Annotated in this window: 15 protein-coding genes; 13 read left to right on the top strand and 2 right to left on the bottom strand. The window is 38.0% G+C overall.

Annotated features, from left to right (window positions below):
• Window positions 1–319: 319 nt before the first annotated feature.
• From KW850_RS30250 to KW850_RS30195, 12 genes are all read left to right on the top strand, one after another.
• Entirely contained in the window at window positions 320–1,864 is a 1,545-nt protein-coding gene (locus KW850_RS30250; RefSeq protein ID WP_374226399.1) for a glutathione ABC transporter substrate-binding protein, read from the top strand.
• A 152-nt stretch (window positions 1,865–2,016) separates the two neighbouring features.
• Window positions 2,017–2,940, top strand: a complete 924-nt coding sequence (gene nikB, locus KW850_RS30245; protein WP_218351380.1) for a nickel ABC transporter permease — start codon at window positions 2,017–2,019, stop codon at window positions 2,938–2,940.
• Window positions 2,941–2,952: 12 nt separating this feature from the next.
• Complete coding sequence (locus KW850_RS30240; RefSeq protein ID WP_218351379.1) at window positions 2,953–3,849, top strand: ABC transporter permease; 897 nt, start codon at window positions 2,953–2,955, stop codon at window positions 3,847–3,849.
• A 14-nt stretch (window positions 3,850–3,863) separates the two neighbouring features.
• On the top strand, window positions 3,864–4,853 hold the full coding sequence (locus KW850_RS30235) for an ABC transporter ATP-binding protein (protein ID WP_218351378.1): 990 nt from the start codon (window positions 3,864–3,866) through the stop codon (window positions 4,851–4,853).
• Entirely contained in the window at window positions 4,846–5,814 is a 969-nt protein-coding gene (locus tag KW850_RS30230; protein WP_218351377.1) for an ABC transporter ATP-binding protein, read from the top strand. Before KW850_RS30235 ends, KW850_RS30230 begins: the two co-directional genes overlap by 8 nt.
• Before the next feature lie 31 nt (window positions 5,815–5,845).
• Window positions 5,846–6,721 carry a sugar phosphate isomerase/epimerase family protein gene (locus KW850_RS30225; protein ID WP_218351376.1) on the top strand — a complete coding sequence of 292 codons (876 nt, stop codon included), beginning with the start codon at window positions 5,846–5,848 and terminating at the stop codon, window positions 6,719–6,721.
• Window positions 6,722–6,743: 22 nt separating this feature from the next.
• Window positions 6,744–7,802 carry a Gfo/Idh/MocA family protein gene (locus tag KW850_RS30220; RefSeq protein ID WP_218351375.1) on the top strand — a complete coding sequence of 353 codons (1,059 nt, stop codon included), beginning with the start codon at window positions 6,744–6,746 and terminating at the stop codon, window positions 7,800–7,802.
• A gap of 3 nt (window positions 7,803–7,805) precedes the next feature.
• A complete protein-coding gene (locus KW850_RS30215; protein ID WP_218351374.1) occupies window positions 7,806–8,693 on the top strand; it encodes a sugar phosphate isomerase/epimerase family protein in 888 nt (295 codons plus the stop codon).
• Between the two features lie 143 nt (window positions 8,694–8,836).
• Complete coding sequence (locus KW850_RS30210) at window positions 8,837–9,991, top strand: ROK family transcriptional regulator (protein ID WP_218351373.1); 1,155 nt, start codon at window positions 8,837–8,839, stop codon at window positions 9,989–9,991.
• Window positions 9,992–10,018: 27 nt separating this feature from the next.
• Window positions 10,019–11,056, top strand: a complete 1,038-nt coding sequence (locus KW850_RS30205; RefSeq protein WP_218351372.1) for an asparaginase — start codon at window positions 10,019–10,021, stop codon at window positions 11,054–11,056.
• 818 nt (window positions 11,057–11,874) lie between these two features.
• A complete protein-coding gene (locus KW850_RS30200) occupies window positions 11,875–12,351 on the top strand; it encodes a DinB family protein (RefSeq protein WP_218351371.1) in 477 nt (158 codons plus the stop codon).
• 350 nt (window positions 12,352–12,701) lie between these two features.
• Entirely contained in the window at window positions 12,702–13,187 is a 486-nt protein-coding gene (locus KW850_RS30195; protein ID WP_218351370.1) for a hypothetical protein, read from the top strand.
• 363 nt (window positions 13,188–13,550) lie between these two features.
• Here the strand turns inward: KW850_RS30195 and KW850_RS30190 are convergent, their stop codons facing one another.
• A complete protein-coding gene (locus KW850_RS30190) occupies window positions 13,551–13,808 on the bottom strand; it encodes an aspartyl-phosphate phosphatase Spo0E family protein (protein WP_218351369.1) in 258 nt (85 codons plus the stop codon).
• Window positions 13,809–14,287: 479 nt separating this feature from the next.
• Here KW850_RS30190 and KW850_RS30185 point away from each other — a divergent pair, with 479 nt between their 5' ends.
• Complete coding sequence (locus tag KW850_RS30185) at window positions 14,288–14,587, top strand: hypothetical protein (protein WP_218351368.1); 300 nt, start codon at window positions 14,288–14,290, stop codon at window positions 14,585–14,587.
• 198 nt (window positions 14,588–14,785) lie between these two features.
• Here the strand turns inward: KW850_RS30185 and KW850_RS30180 are convergent, their stop codons facing one another.
• Complete coding sequence (locus KW850_RS30180; protein ID WP_218351367.1) at window positions 14,786–15,019, bottom strand: DUF3892 domain-containing protein; 234 nt, start codon at window positions 15,017–15,019, stop codon at window positions 14,786–14,788.
• Window positions 15,020–15,289: the final 270 nt, after the last annotated feature.

Here is a 15,289-nt window from a genome sequence, read left to right as displayed (position 1 = left end):
AATACCGTTACATAAAAGGAAATTTAATAGGTTTAAAATTTTTTATCACATTAATTTCACCACTGGAGAAATTAATTATAAAAATAGGTAAAAAACGCAAAATTAGCAGTAAATTTTATGTTAATTACAAACATCACGGAAAAAACTATTCACTCGGATTTAAGATTAATTCTATCCATTGTTCTGTAATACCAAGAAGATAGAAGGAATCAAAATCATATTCTATCAAGGGTATAGCTGAGAATATCACAACAAGACCGAAATACCTGGAAAAATAATCAAAGGGGGAAATCAATTGAGAAAGGCACATTTTTGGAAAATGCTGCTGGTAGTTGTAATCTCGGCAGTGTTGGTTGTTGGATGTTCTAGTAAAGAAAGTAGCGGGGAAAAGAAAGAAGGCAGCAAAAAAGAAGACAAAGAAATGGTGATCGCTGTAAATGAAAATTTCATTTCAATGGATCCGCATAATACAGGAGATACCAATTCTAACTCCGTTCAATCAGCTATGCTCGAAGGTCTTTTAGGATTTGATGCAGAAGGAAAAATTACCCCAAAATTAGCTGAAACGTATAGTGTCAGTGACAATGCTTTGGAATACACGTTTAAATTGCGAAAAGGTGTAAAGTTCCACGATGGGGAACAGTTTAATGCAGCAGCAGTAAAAGCGAACTATGAACGAATCATGAAGGACGATAGTCTGCGTTTAAATAGCCGTGGGTTTAACCTTATCACAAACATCCAGACTATCAATGATGATGAAATAAAAATTACTCTAAAAGAACCTTATGCTGGGATGTTAACACGATTTGTATCCGCAAAGCTTCTTAGCCCTAAGCTGCTGGCTGAGGGAAAAGATAAAATCGGTAAAAATCCAGTCGGTACAGGACCTTTTAAGTTTGTGGAATGGGTTCAGGGAGACCATTTAACAGTAGAACGATTTGATGGTTATTGGGAAAAAGCCGACCGTGTCAAGAAAATCACTTATAAACCGGTTCCGGAAAACGGTTCACGGGTAGCCATGTTAAAAACAGGGGAAGCTCAAGTAATCTATCCGTTACCAAGTCAAAACTTAAAAGAATTAGAGAGCAATGCTGATGTTAAAGTCGAAAAAATCCCTTCTACCATTGCTCGTTATGTATCGATTAATACCATGAAAAAACCGTTTAATGATCCTCGCGTCCGCCAAGCATTAAACTATGCGGTAGATAAGGATGCTTTTATCAATGTAGTAAACGCAGGTTTGGGATTGCCGTTAGACTCGATTATTCCTAGTAAAACACTTTATTACACAAAACAGGAAGAATATAAGCAAAATATTGAAAAAGCAAAACAGTTGCTAAAAGATGCAGGGTATAAAAAGGGCTTTAAAGCAGAAATTTGGGGGAATACCAATTCCGATACGATGAAAGGGATGCAGTTTATCCAGCAGCAATTAAAAGCGATTGGTGTAGATTTACAAATTAAATCAATGGAAGAAGGGACCCTATCAGACGAAATTTTCAGAGCACAAAAACCTGAGGATGCAAAGCTGCAGATGTGGTATGTAAGTTGGTCAGCTTACCCATCCGATACCACTAATGCCACGAAACCGCTATTTTATGGCGGCTCCTTCCCTCCGGATGGTGCTAATACTGCTTATTATAAAAATGACCAAGTAGACAAATGGATTGAGGAAGTGAATAAAACGGGAGATACCACGAAATTGGCAGAAATCTATAGTAATATTCAATCGACCATCTATAAAGATGCTCCATGGATTTTCCTAGGTGTGGATGAAATTCTAGATGGTAAGAGAGCGAATGTTGAAGGTGTGAACATTACGCCGGATGGTGGAATTGACGTTACTAATGCAAATATTAAGTAGAAATTTCTCGTAATTGAAGGGGCGGAGGGATGTTTCCCGAAGCTTCTTTCCTTCTTTTTTAGGGCCATTAAGACCAAATAACCTTCAGAAGAAAAGCCTTCTCCGGCAGGGAGATTTGACTATTGGATTTTGTTAGAAAGGGGTAATCAAGTATGCTCCAATATATTGTTAAAAGAATTCTTGAAATGATTCCTATCCTATTTATCGTTTCGATATTAATCTTCCTTTTTACCCACTTAATTCCGGGAGACCCTGCACGTTTAGTTGCAGGTAAAGATGCCACGTTAGAAGAGGTAACCAAGATTCAAGCAGAACTTGGACTCAATCAACCCATATGGGAGCAATATGTTTCCTATATGAGTCATTTATTTCAAGGTAATTTAGGAACATCCCTAAATACAAAACTACCCGTATCGGATATGTTTGTCGACCGTTTTATGCCGTCTGTTTTTTTAACATTAGCGAGCATGGTATGGGCTTTAGTAATCGGTTTATTGATTGGAACGTTATCAGCTGTTTTTAAAAATAAATGGCCGGATTATCTAGGGATGGTTGCGGCGGTTTCTGGAATCTCGTTACCAGGTTTTTGGTTAGGATTAATCCTCATTCAAATTTTCTCCGTACAGCTGGGATGGTTTCCAACAGGTGGAGCAGAAGGATGGAAAAGCTATATTTTACCTTCATTAACGCTAGGGGCAGGGATTATGTCGATGCTTGCTCGTTTTACGAGGTCCTCCTTGCTCGAAACGCTCAAAGCTGATTTTATCCGAACAGGACGTGCGAAGGGGCTAAAGGAGTCTGTTGTGATTCCTAAACATGCGCTAAGAAACTCGTTAATTCCGGTTGTTACCATTGCAGGGCTGCAGTTTGGATTTTTATTAGGTGGATCTGTAGTGGTAGAAACGGTTTTTAGTTTTCCGGGAATGGGTCGTTTATTAATTGATTCTATTGCCTTTAGGGATTATCCCGTCATTCAGGCAGAATTATTATTATTCTCTGTTGAATTTATTCTCGTCAATTTAATTGTTGATATTTTATACAGTTATCTCAATCCTAAGATTCGATACGCAGCTTAAAGGAGGGCAGTCATGGAAATATCGAAAGCAGTCAATCAGACTAATACAAGAATCATAGAAAAAAAGTATTCACCTCTTAAAGATTTTTGGAAGAATTGGAAAAGACAAAAGACCGCGTTCTGGGCAAGCCTATTTATTCTCTTGTTAATGATCATAGCTGCTATTGGACCTTACATGGCACCCTATGATCCTTATAAACCTGACTATAATGTCATGCTGCAAGGCCCCAGCAAGGTACACATAGCTGGAACGGATGAATATGGCCGGGACATTTTTAGCCGATTGCTGGCAGGTGCAAGAATTTCGCTGACGGTTAGTTTTCTTTCTGTATTTTTGGGAGCCATCGGAGGAACTCTTTTAGGACTTATCAGTGGATATTTTGGCGGCTGGTTAGATCGCCTTATCATGAGATCAAGTGATGTCATGTTTGCTTTTCCAGATATCTTATTAGCTATTGCCATTGTTGCCATCCTAGGGCCTGGCTTAAACAATGTGGTGATAGCGGTAGCCATTTTTAGTGTCCCATCCTTTGCAAGACTTGTAAGAGGAGCAACGCTTGAGGCAAAAGAAACGGTCTTTGTAGAGGCAGCCAAGTCAATGGGAGCCTCCCATTTTAGGATCATGTTTCAGCATATTCTTCCTGAAACCCTTGGTAGTTTAATCGTATTTATTTCGATGAGAATCGGTACAGCGATTTTGGCTGCATCTAGTTTAAGCTTCCTTGGCTTAGGTGCAAGCCCAGAGACACCGGATTGGGGAGCGATGCTGAGTCTTGGGCGAGATTATTTAGGTACCTCCACACATGTAGTTATGATGCCCGGTATTGCCATCTTTTTAACTGTTTTGGCTTTCAACTTAGTTGGAGATGGTTTGCGTGATGTGCTGGACCCTAAAACAAAGAATGAATAAGGAGTTTGAAGAGGATGGAGAAGCTTCTGCAAGTTGAAAATCTTGAAACCGAGTTCACCAAGGATAAGCAAAAAATCAAAATTTTACACGGTGTTAACTTCGACATTCATAAGGGGGAGGTTCTCGGTCTTGTCGGTGAATCTGGGAGTGGAAAAAGCTTAACATCACTTTCAGTCATGAAACTATTTAAAGGGACGAGTGGAGAAATAACGAGCGGCAGAATTCAATTTAATGATCAGGATATAACGAATAAATCAGAGAGTGAAATGAGGAAGATTCGCGGAAAGCAAATCGCGATGATTTTTCAAGAACCAATGACTTCATTAAATCCTGTGATGAAAATTGGGGAACAGCTGCTGGAGCCCATTCGCGTTCATTTGGGATTAGGAGAGAAAAAGGCGAGGGAACATGCGGTTTCTAATTTAAAAAAGGTAGGCATCCCGAGAGCGGAAGACATCATGAATGAGTTTCCGCATCAATTATCTGGCGGTATGCGGCAAAGAATCATGATTGCGATGGCGATTTCTTGTCATCCTCAGCTGTTAATTGCTGATGAGCCGACAACCGCACTTGACGTTACCATCCAAGCTCAAATACTTGATTTAATGAAACAGCTGCAAGAGAAAGAAAAAATGTCTGTTTTATTGATTACCCATGATTTAGGTGTTGTAGCAGAGATGTGCGACCGCGTTGTTGTTATGTATGCGGGAAGAGTGGTTGAAGAGGCAGATGTATTCGAGCTATTTGAAAGTCCAAAACATCCTTACACGAAAGGACTCATAGGCTCGATACCTAAGCTAGGGCAGAAAAAAGAAAAATTGGATTCTATTAAAGGAAATGTCCCGGATCCAAGTAATTTGCCAAAGGGATGTAAATTCGCCCCAAGATGCGATGATGTGATGCCTCTCTGTTATAGCGAAGAGCCTCCAGAAATGAAATTGGAAAATGGCAGGACCTGCAGCTGTTGGTTATACAAAGAGGGGAGGAGGGAAATCGGTGTCTAATACTCTATTAAAAGTAACCGGGCTTAAAAAGTCATTTTCTATTCCTGCCGGTATGTTTGGAAAAAAGAATACGTTAAAAGCTGTCCACGATGTGTCGTTTATGGTTCCGGAGGGGAAGACGTTCAGTCTTGTTGGTGAAAGCGGCTGTGGGAAATCCACGACAGGGAGACTGATTTCCCGGCTAATTGAACCGAGTGAGGGAGAAATCTGGATTGATGGGGAAGAAATTTCTCAAAGAAAAGAATCTCAATTAAAAGCAATGAGAAAAAAAGTGCAAATGATTTTCCAGGATCCATATGCTTCGCTCAATCCTAGAATGAAAGTTAGGGATATTGTAGCAGAACCGCTTGCGATTCATACCAATCTATCTAAGGCAGAACGGTATAAACGGGTTTCTGAAATTTTAGAAATCGTAGGTTTAAGTGAATACCATTCCCATCGATATGCACATGAGTTCAGTGGAGGCCAGCGGCAGCGGATTGGAATCGCAAGGGCACTCATTATGAAACCCAAGTTGATTATTGCGGATGAACCCGTATCGGCCTTAGATGTGTCGATCCAATCCCAAATCCTGAACCTATTGAAGGATTTACAAGCTGAATTCCATTTAACCTATTTATTTATTTCACATGATTTAAGTGTTGTGGAGCACATAAGTGATCATATCGGGGTCATGTACTTAGGAACCATTGTGGAGTCAGGACCGAAAGAGGTTATCTTCTCTAATCCGCAGCACCCTTATACAAAAGCATTATTGTCGTCAATCCCGATTCCTGACCCGCGATTGCGGAGAGAAAGAATGATCCTGCAGGGTGATTTGCCGAGCCCAGTTGATCCGCCAACAGGTTGCAGATTTCACACCCGTTGTCCTGCTGCTATGGATATTTGTAAGCTAAGGGAACCTTCCGTTAGAAAAGGGGAAACCCCTGATCATTTCGTAGCATGCCATTTAGTAGAATAGTAGATTTTTAAAAAAATAGGAGTGAAGATAAATGAAGGTAGGTTTAAGTACGTATAGTTTAGTTCGAGAGCTAAGGGAAGAAACGATGACGGTATTAGATGTTATTCAATGGATTGCTGATCATGGCGGCGAACATATGGAAATCGTCCCTTATGGTTTCTCGGTTGTTGACAATCCTGAATTGGCCGATCAAATTAAGGAAAAAGCGGCATCCTTAGGGATTGAACTGTCGGCCTATTCATTGCCTGCAGATTTTGTCCAAGAGACAGAAGAAGCTTTTCATGAAGAAGTGGAACGTCTAAAAACACATGTGGACATTGTCAATCGTTTAGGGATAAAGATCATGCGTCATGATGTAACGGCCTTTACTTTACAGCCCGAAGAAATGACGATTCATTACTTTGAAAAGCATTTTTCGAAATTCGTAAAAGGCAGTCAACTGGTGGCTGATTATGCAGCCCAGTTCGGCATTACCACCACTATTGAAAATCATGGGTTTAATGTCCAAACGAGCGATCGTGTCCAACGAGTAATTCATGCCGTGAACCGTGAGAATTTTAAAACAACACTTGATGTTGGGAATTTCCTTTGTATGGATGAAGATCCGCTTGTAGGGGTGAAGAAAAATATTAACTATGCAGCCACTGTTCATTTTAAAGATTTCTATATTCGTCCTTATTATGAAAACCCTGGCGATGGAGTTTGGTTTCGAACGGTCAATGAAAACTATTTGCGGGGAGCTATTGTCGGTCATGGAGATTTAAACATTCGTGAAATTATGAAACTTGTTAAAAACTCAGGATATGATGGCTATTTAACGGTAGAGTTTGAGGGGATGGAAGATTGTAAAATCGGTTCGAAAATAGGGATGGATAATGTAAGAAGATTATGGAATGAAGTTCAGTAATCAATAGAAGGGATGGATACATTTGGAGCTTTTACGGGTTTGTGTGATCGGGACTGGTTCGATTTCTGATATGCATTTAGCCTCTTATGCGAACAATCAAAATGCCGTTTTATACGGTGTATATGATTATTCAAAGGAGAGAGCGGAAGAAACGGCAAAGAAGTATGGAATTGGAATTGTATATGACTCTTTAGAGGAAGTATATCACGATCCTCATATAGATGCTGTCAGTATTTGCACCTGGAATAATAGCCATGCAGAAATTTCCATTAATGCCTTGAAAAGTGGGAAACATGTTTTAGTAGAGAAGCCTCTCTCCGTGACGGTAGAAGAAGCATTAAAGGTAGAGGAAGCGGCTCGTAAATATAATAAAACCCTACAGGTTGGTTTTGTGAGGAGATTCGCAACGAATACAAGAGTATTGAAATCCTTTATTGACCAGGGGAAATTAGGAGAAATTTATTATGCCAAAGCCTCGTGTTTACGCCGTTTAGGGAATCCCGGCGGATGGTTTGCTGATAAAGAGCGCTCTGGAGGCGGACCTTTACTAGATCTTGGTGTTCATATCATTGATATTTGTTGGTATTTAATGGGGCGACCCAAAGTGAAATCCATCTCTGGGAACACCTATCGTCAACTTGGAAATCGTGGAAATGTAGAGAATTTACGTTTTTATAAAGCAGCGGACTATGATAAAGGAAAAAATACTGTGGAAGATTTGGCAAACGCCCTCATTACATTTGAGAACGGTGCTTCCTTGTTTGTTGATGTTTCTTATACTTTACACGCACAGAAAGATGAAATTCAGGTAAAATTATTTGGGACAAAAAGTGGAGCTGAATTAGAACCAGAGTTAGTTTTAATTAGTGAGGAAAATAACACCATTGTGAATATTCACCCCCAGATTGATCATCTCACTTTTGATTTCTCAAATGCGTTTCAAAATGAAATTGATTCATTTGTGACATGCTGCTTATTCGATACAAAACCAGTTGCACCTGTTGAAGATGGTGTTGAAATCATGAAAATTTTAGCTGGTATCTATGAAGCCTCCGAAAAGAAATGCGAGGTGACATTTTAACCCATGAATCATGTAAGAGTAACCAACAAAATTGGTGTGATTGTTGATAGTCTTCACTTGCCGCTTCGGGAGGGATTAAAGGCAGCCAAAGAAATGGGAGCAGATGGAGTTCAAATTTATGCTGTTGAAGGTGAAATGGCGCCGGAAAATTTAAGCTCCGCTTCACGTAACGATTTAAAAAGGTATATCGATTCATTAGGATTAGAAATCTCGGCACTTTGTGGTGATTTAGGTGGTCATGGGTTCCAAGACCGCCAGCAAAATCGGGTGAAAATCGAAAAATCAAAACGGATTTTGGACCTTGCGGTAGAACTAGGGGCCAGTATCGTAACGACACATATCGGTATAATCCCTGAAGAAAAGGACAGTCCTATTTATGAAGCCATGCAAATGTCTTGTGAGGAACTGGGGGCTTATGCCAAAAGTATGAATTCCTACTTTGCGATTGAAACAGGTCCGGAAACTGCTTGCAGATTAAAATCCTTTTTGGATAGCTTAACGACCAATGGAGTTTCCGTGAATTTTGACCCGGCCAATATGGTGATGGTAACGGGTGATGATCCCGTGGAGGGTGTGAAGCTTCTTAGAGATTATATCGTCCACACCCATGTGAAGGATGGGATCCGGTTACAGCCAGTAGACCCTCGTGATGTATATGGGTCCCTTGGCTATGGAAGTGGTACGGATCATGAAAAAATTTCCAAAATGGTTGCCTCCGGTGAGTTTTTTAGAGAATTACCGCTAGGCAAGGGAGCGGTAGATTTTCCCCAGTACTTTGCGGCCTTACAAGAAATCCGTTATAGTGGTTATTTAACGATTGAGCGGGAAGTTAACACGAACCCAGTAAAAGATATCTCTGAGGCGATTGAATATATTAAAACATTCAAATAGGAAGAACGGCACCTGCTAGCAAATCTTATGAGAGAATCTGATTCTCTCAGGGATGTTGTTTTTGAAAAATGATGTTAGTTCTTTCTAAATAGTGAATTACCATGATTTTTTAAAGGAATTTTTCAGAAATGAGATGTAAATAAATGGAAAAACAAGATCAACTCTTAATGAAAAAACAAAATAAAAATTTAGTCCTGGACATTGTCAAAAACCACTCTCCTATATCAAGAATGGAAATTGCGAAAGTGACTGGAATGAGCCCAACTTCCATTACAAGGATTGTTAATGAATTACAATTACAAGGATTTGTGAGAGAAACGGAATTAGTCACTTCAGGAGTAGGAAGAAAGGCAGCATTACTTGATGTATGTGGTGATGTTCTATATACAATCGGAGTTGAAATAGATACATTAATGATCAAAATAGGCATCGTCAATTATGTCGGAGAAATTGTAGCATGGCAGAGTATACCTAGAGAAGTAACTGAAAGCTACTATGAAACGCTGGAAAAAGTAAATAGGAATGTGAAGGACTTGGTTGATAAAAATCAGATCCCTACTGAAAGGATTATTGCTATTGGAGTAGGATTACCTGGATCCATAGATTATCAAAATGGAGTCGTTACGGTTTCGGATCAATTAAAATGGAAGAACGTAAACCTGGCGGAAGACCTTCATCAACTTTCCCATTTAGCTGTCATTATTGATAATGAATTAAAAATGAAAATAGAGGCAGAGAATTTTAAGGGAATGGCAAAGGATTACCAAAATGCCGTTCTAGTTGGAATTGGATCAGGTATCGGTGCCGCTATCATTCTTAATGGAGAAATCTATCGAGGAGAATCCAATAATGCAGGGGAAATTGGTCATACGGTTATTAATCCGACTGGAAATGTCTGCAATTGCGGAAAAATCGGCTGCCTTGCAACCTATATATCCGAAGGGGCTCTTATCGCTGATAGCAGGAAAGTAAAGGAGATTGATTCAATCGATGAAGTATTCGATTCCTACCGCAATGGAGAATCGTGGGCCATCAATATTATGGATCGAACAACGACTTATATAGCTCTTGCAATTAGCAATATATTATGCCTGTACAATCCAGAGGTCATTATTCTAAGCGGAAATACCATCGAAAATCTTCCTGAAATAAAAGGACCCATTGAACAAAAATCTGAATTATATATTTGGGAACCATTAAAAAAGAGAGTGAAAATTGTATATTCGCAGTTAGGTGATCAAGGGGTTGTGCTTGGTGCAGCGATTCAGGCGCAAAATACCCTGTTTGATTTGGAGTAGCTATTTTTGCTAATGAGAGGAGTAAATATGAGTTCGGTTACGTTAGTGGAAGAAACGAGAGCTGGATTGCTTGAAAATGTTCATATTGGGATGATTAGTGGTGTAAATGATAAGCTGGAAACGACTTATCATGTTGGGGATCAGGAGCATTACACGTTCTATCGGTCTGCAGCAAAGCCAATACAAGCTATTCCTGTATTTTTATCAAATGTTGTAACCAAATACGGTTTAACGAGGGAAGAAGCTTCTCTGTTTACAGCTTCTCATAGGGGAGAAACCTATCATATTGCCGCTCTTGAGTCCATGTTAAAAAAATTACCTGTCAATGAAGACGAATTATTTTGTCCTTGTTCCTATCCTCTAAATGTGAAACCGAGAGAGGAAATGGTAAGAAAAAACAAGGAGAAAAGAAGGCTTTATCATAATTGCTCCGGGAAACATATGGGTTTTATCACGGTTTGCCGTGAACTTGGATATCCAGTCGAAGGATATTGGGAAGTAGATCATCCACTCCAACAACAACTATTGAATATTCTAGCGACATTATCTGAAGTACCCATTTCCGAGATAAAAATTGGAAAAGACGGTTGCGGGGTCCCTGTTTTTGCGATTCCATTAAAGAATATGGCCATGACTTATCTAAAATTAGCCTGTCCAGATTTAATTAAGGACCCATTATTGCAAAAAGCAGTTACAGAAATGACTAGCATTATGAATGAGCATCCCATTATGATTGCTTCAGAGCAATTTATTTGTTCCGTATTGCTTCAGGATCAAAATATCGTGGCAAAAGGCGGAGCACAAGGGGTATATTGCTTTGGCTTGAAAAATGAAAGACTTGGATTTGCCTTAAAAGTGTTAAATGGTTCAGAAGATGTATGGCCTACAATTGTAGCCGCTATTCTTGAACAAATTGGTTACAAAAATAAAGAAACGATTACTAGTTTAAGAAATTTAAAACCATCCATTATTAAGAATGATGCAGGGGCTGAAGTTGGAAAGGTTAGTGAGCGGTTTTTGCTTATCGGAACTCATGAGGAACCTGTAAAAAAACAGGAGATTTGATAGGAGTTGGTGGTTCCGCAACTTAGTTGAGTATGCTAGGTGGGTGTTTATGCTAAAGGAAGTTTGTACATAATTCACATGTATTTAGAGTGGGAAATCTAGGAATGTTGCGAGTTGAGGCAACTATTAATTAAACGTTTGTGTGGTTTCGAAAAGGCGGGGATTGAATAGAATAATGGAAGTTTGAGAGAAACCCATCTGATTTTGTAGAAAGATGGGTTATTTCCTGCGGAATTTATAAATGCTCCTCGACATTCTTCGTGCTGACTTTACAGGGGAATACTTAAAAATCAATACTTGTAACTATTTCAATCAAACGTTTGAATAGTATAGCCTATATGGTATTTAGTCGAAAGAGTGTCGGTTAGTGACGGTTGAGGTTAAAATGCTGTTTTTCTCCAATTTTTTTGTTCATCTTTCAACAATTTATTTATGGATAGGGAAGGACTAACCCATATTTATCAAGGGCTGCAATGATATTAATCAAACGTTTGATTAGAAAGGAAACTTGTTGGGAATAATCGAAGATTGTCACAGGCCATGGGGAAGGTTCTGATGGTCGGAAGTAATTTCATTAATAAATCGGTGGCTATTCAACAATCTAGCGCATTTCTTTAACGCTAGTATTATTTGAGGAAGCGTTTCTTTAAAAAGGAGAAACGCTTTACTTATGAAAAAATAATGAAGGGGATTAACTTAATATAAGAGAATTAATAGAACGAGGTAGTCGATTTATGACATTTGAGGCCGGAGTTTTACCACTACTTTGGTTTTTCCCTTGAATAAATCAGAAAAAATTTATTAGGAGTGTGGAGAGCATGTTTCATGCAAAAGACGTCTTATTAGATCAGTTATTAGCTAATGCTAATGATCCTAGCTGGTACCTTCCATTTTCTGACTCGGTCGAAAATTTGTCGGAGGAAGAAGCGTTTTGGAAGCCTAACGAAAATTGTAATAGTATTGCTGAGATTGTGCAGCACTTACTTTATTGGAATGAAACATGGCAAATTAGGTACCAAAAATCACATGTTAATGCTGTACCTTCTATAGGTGATAATAATAAAAGTTTTATAATTCCGGAAAATAAAAGTTTTGGTGACTTAAAAGAACGACTTTTAGAGGTGCTGTTACAATGGCAAGATTTATTAACGGAAGAAAAAGTTGAGAGTGAAGTAAATGGTCTCCCTGTACATGCGAAGTGGTGGGAGATACTTGGAAATGTATCAACTCATAACGCATATCACATTGGTCAAATCATCTTTATTCGAAAACTTCAAAATAGCTGGAAAAGTTAATGTTGTCAAAGTGTAGTCATTAAAATATGTAGTTAATATTCATTTATTCAATTAAAGGACGCGATTCTTCAAAAAAGAATCGTGTTTTTGTTTATGGTAAAGGATATACGAGTATTCACATAACATGGTGTCAGGCACCATTCATGTACAAATAATACATTTTGTACGTGCTAGGTGGACAGTGCTCAAATGTTAGTACCTAACCCCATACATTTTATTCTGGATAGTCATAATTGGCTATCCAGTTTTTATCTAAAATATATACCAGAGAAAAATACTTATTTTTTATCAAACCGTTTTAAAACTTTGTCCGTTACTTATAGTGTAAACAATTTAGAGGAGGTACTTAAATGAAGAAGTGGGCATTTTTCTTAGCGGTTTTCTCATTCCTATTATTGTTAGGTGCATGTAGTAGTCAGGTAAAGGATAGTACGCAAAAGAATGATCCAAAAAGTGAAACTATATCAGCTGTCAAAGAGAGTAAGTCCGAACAGCAGGGTTTACAATTATTAGATAATGCGAATACAGGAAAATATTTAGCCGATTCAAAAGGTATGGCATTGTATTGGTTTACAAAAGATCAAGTTGGAAAGAGCAATTGCAGCGGCGAATGCTTAGTCAAATGGCCAGCGTTTTCTGCCAAAGATTTTGAGGTGCCAGAAGGATTTAACAAAAGTGATTTTGGTACCATCAAGCGAGAAGATAATGGAGCTGAACAAGTGACGTACAAAGGCTATCCGCTGTATTATTGGATAAATGATAAAGCAAAAGGTGATGTAACCGGGCAGGGTGTAGGGAATGTTTGGTATATTGTCAATGCGGGAACCACCTTTTAAGTAGGCTATGTTTTAGAATAATGTTTAAAATATAGGAATTTCTAAGGGGAGCCATTTTGACTTCCTTTAACTCGCGTTTAAAGAACATTGCGTATTTTTGGGAATATGTATAGTAATTTTTAGGAGAAAGACTAGCCTTTAGGGCTGTCTCTTAATACGCCTCGGCATATTGTTTAGGCGTTTTATAATTGTTTATGATTATAATGGCTAAGCCCCTATTTCACCCACTTAAAAAGCCCTTGATTAAAAATAGACAAAAAAGAGAGAATGCCATGTGTGCATTCTCTCTAAATTATTAACGAATCCAAACACATTTAGAAATGGTTATTAAAGGAATTAAGTGGAGGTATACCATTATTGCAATTAAATTAAAAAATATTTGTAAGGCAGCGATAAAATCCTATATACGTTTTCTCTAAGTAAAGTGTAATAGTCATCGTGATGATTAATAGGTTTAGAATGTTTATTGTCAGATAATAACCTATTATAATCGTTAAGAAGTTTGTCTAGTTCTTGGCTGCAATAGATAGTTTCTTCATGTTGAAGTCCTTTTGCCATTCCTAATTTAATCATTTCGTTTTTTTTCTCTTTAATAGCAGCTTCACATAGGTCAAGTCTCATTACCGATCACACCTCGTAAACTTCTAGTAAACTTTTAGTAAACTTTCAGTAAATTTAAATTCTAAAATGAATTATAGCATTTATTAACTGATATGGAATAGATTCGATAAAACAAGATAAAAGGAGACAAAAATAGACGAGGCTTGCAGTTTTTCGACAAAAGGGTCTGTTAAACTCACTCATTTGGTAGTTTCTAAAAAGTTGAAGGACTTTAAGACTAAAAGGTGCGAAGTGTTCAACAACTAATAGGTAGATAGTAAGCTAGACTAAAAAATAAAAAAAACGAGTTTCTTCTATTATATATAATGTCGATAACGCTTACGAACTGGTGAATTAATCCCGCCGTTTGGCTGATGTAACAATTTTGCCAGTACCTTATTGAGGAAAAAATCAGAAAGTTTTGAAAAGAATATTGAACATGATTTCAAAATTCTTTAAAATAATTCGTAATAAGAAATTTGTGCGGGAAGGTGTACCTAATGTTTAGTTATGAAAAATTACCTACTGATGTATTACTAGACTTTTTTAATGAAATTAATCAAAACATAATTAAAGGGATACTTTCTAAGTTTATGTATTATGAATTAGGATTAATCATTACCGTTATGAATCGCAGGGGTATTACAATAAATAAACCAGTTGATTTTGAAAAAGTAGTGGAAACAAATGATGAAAAATTTAAGTACATAATCTCTAAAATTCCGAAACAACGTCAGCGCCCGATAAGGAAAATGCAACAACAGTTACAAAGGGAGACATATTTCCCACGTATAAATTAAATAACAGTAGTGCCGGAACATCCCTCACATATTTGTTTAAAGAAGCTCATTAATCCCTGAGCAATTTTTTTATGCCTATTATTGTGTTAATTCGCTTGTTAATCCTAATGTTAATTTTACCGTGATTTTATTTGCTAACTGGAATTTTGTACTTCATAACAGAACCTGTTACTAAAAGGCTCATTTTTTAAAATTCGGTCAGAACTGAGGAAGTTTATCAAGGTTGTTGGTCGGATCCCCGTCTGGATTGGTCCGAAGATGTTCCTCGCCGTCGGGACCTTTGAAAACATTGACGTTCACAATCATCCCGCTTTTTGCCTTCTGTTGTGCTTTTTTGTAATCAACAACTCGACCGTTTGACAACTTTAATTCAATAATATCGTCATCTCCATTCTTACGGACGGCGATGACAGATTCTTGACGTTTTTCCATAATTTCGCCTCCTATATAATTATGATGACTTAAAATTCATATTTTATGAACCTTGATGCCGATAAAGTTGTGAATACTTTCACTTATAATAACGGGGGCTTATGTTAAGAACGGGATGGATGAGATTATCCCATTTCTTATTCACTATCGGGCAGCATTCCTGTAATGAAGAAATATGGGGTTTGAACATAAAAAAGCCCCTTGGTATGATATGTGTGTCCAAAGCTTGCAGGCAAAAAGGACAACAATCACATATACCAGGAGGCTATT

The organism is Bacillus sp. sid0103, assembly GCF_019219025.1.
This window is presented reverse-complemented; position numbering and strand designations above follow the sequence as displayed.

Coding starts and splice junctions, on each gene's coding strand:
- KW850_RS30210 (WP_218351373.1), top strand. CDS start 8,837: ATGGAAAAACAAGATCAACTCTTAATGAAAAAACAAAATAAAAATTTA.
- KW850_RS30190 (WP_218351369.1), bottom strand. CDS start 13,808: ATGAGACTTGACCTATGTGAAGCTGCTATTAAAGAGAAAAAAAACGAA.
- KW850_RS30185 (WP_218351368.1), top strand. CDS start 14,288: ATGTTTAGTTATGAAAAATTACCTACTGATGTATTACTAGACTTTTTT.
- KW850_RS30195 (WP_218351370.1), top strand. CDS start 12,702: ATGAAGAAGTGGGCATTTTTCTTAGCGGTTTTCTCATTCCTATTATTG.
- KW850_RS30225 (WP_218351376.1), top strand. CDS start 5,846: ATGAAGGTAGGTTTAAGTACGTATAGTTTAGTTCGAGAGCTAAGGGAA.
- nikB (WP_218351380.1), top strand. CDS start 2,017: ATGCTCCAATATATTGTTAAAAGAATTCTTGAAATGATTCCTATCCTA.
- KW850_RS30205 (WP_218351372.1), top strand. CDS start 10,019: ATGAGTTCGGTTACGTTAGTGGAAGAAACGAGAGCTGGATTGCTTGAA.
- KW850_RS30235 (WP_218351378.1), top strand. CDS start 3,864: ATGGAGAAGCTTCTGCAAGTTGAAAATCTTGAAACCGAGTTCACCAAG.
- KW850_RS30250 (WP_374226399.1), top strand. CDS start 320: ATGCTGCTGGTAGTTGTAATCTCGGCAGTGTTGGTTGTTGGATGTTCT.
- KW850_RS30200 (WP_218351371.1), top strand. CDS start 11,875: ATGTTTCATGCAAAAGACGTCTTATTAGATCAGTTATTAGCTAATGCT.
- KW850_RS30180 (WP_218351367.1), bottom strand. CDS start 15,019: ATGGAAAAACGTCAAGAATCTGTCATCGCCGTCCGTAAGAATGGAGAT.
- KW850_RS30215 (WP_218351374.1), top strand. CDS start 7,806: ATGAATCATGTAAGAGTAACCAACAAAATTGGTGTGATTGTTGATAGT.
- KW850_RS30240 (WP_218351379.1), top strand. CDS start 2,953: ATGGAAATATCGAAAGCAGTCAATCAGACTAATACAAGAATCATAGAA.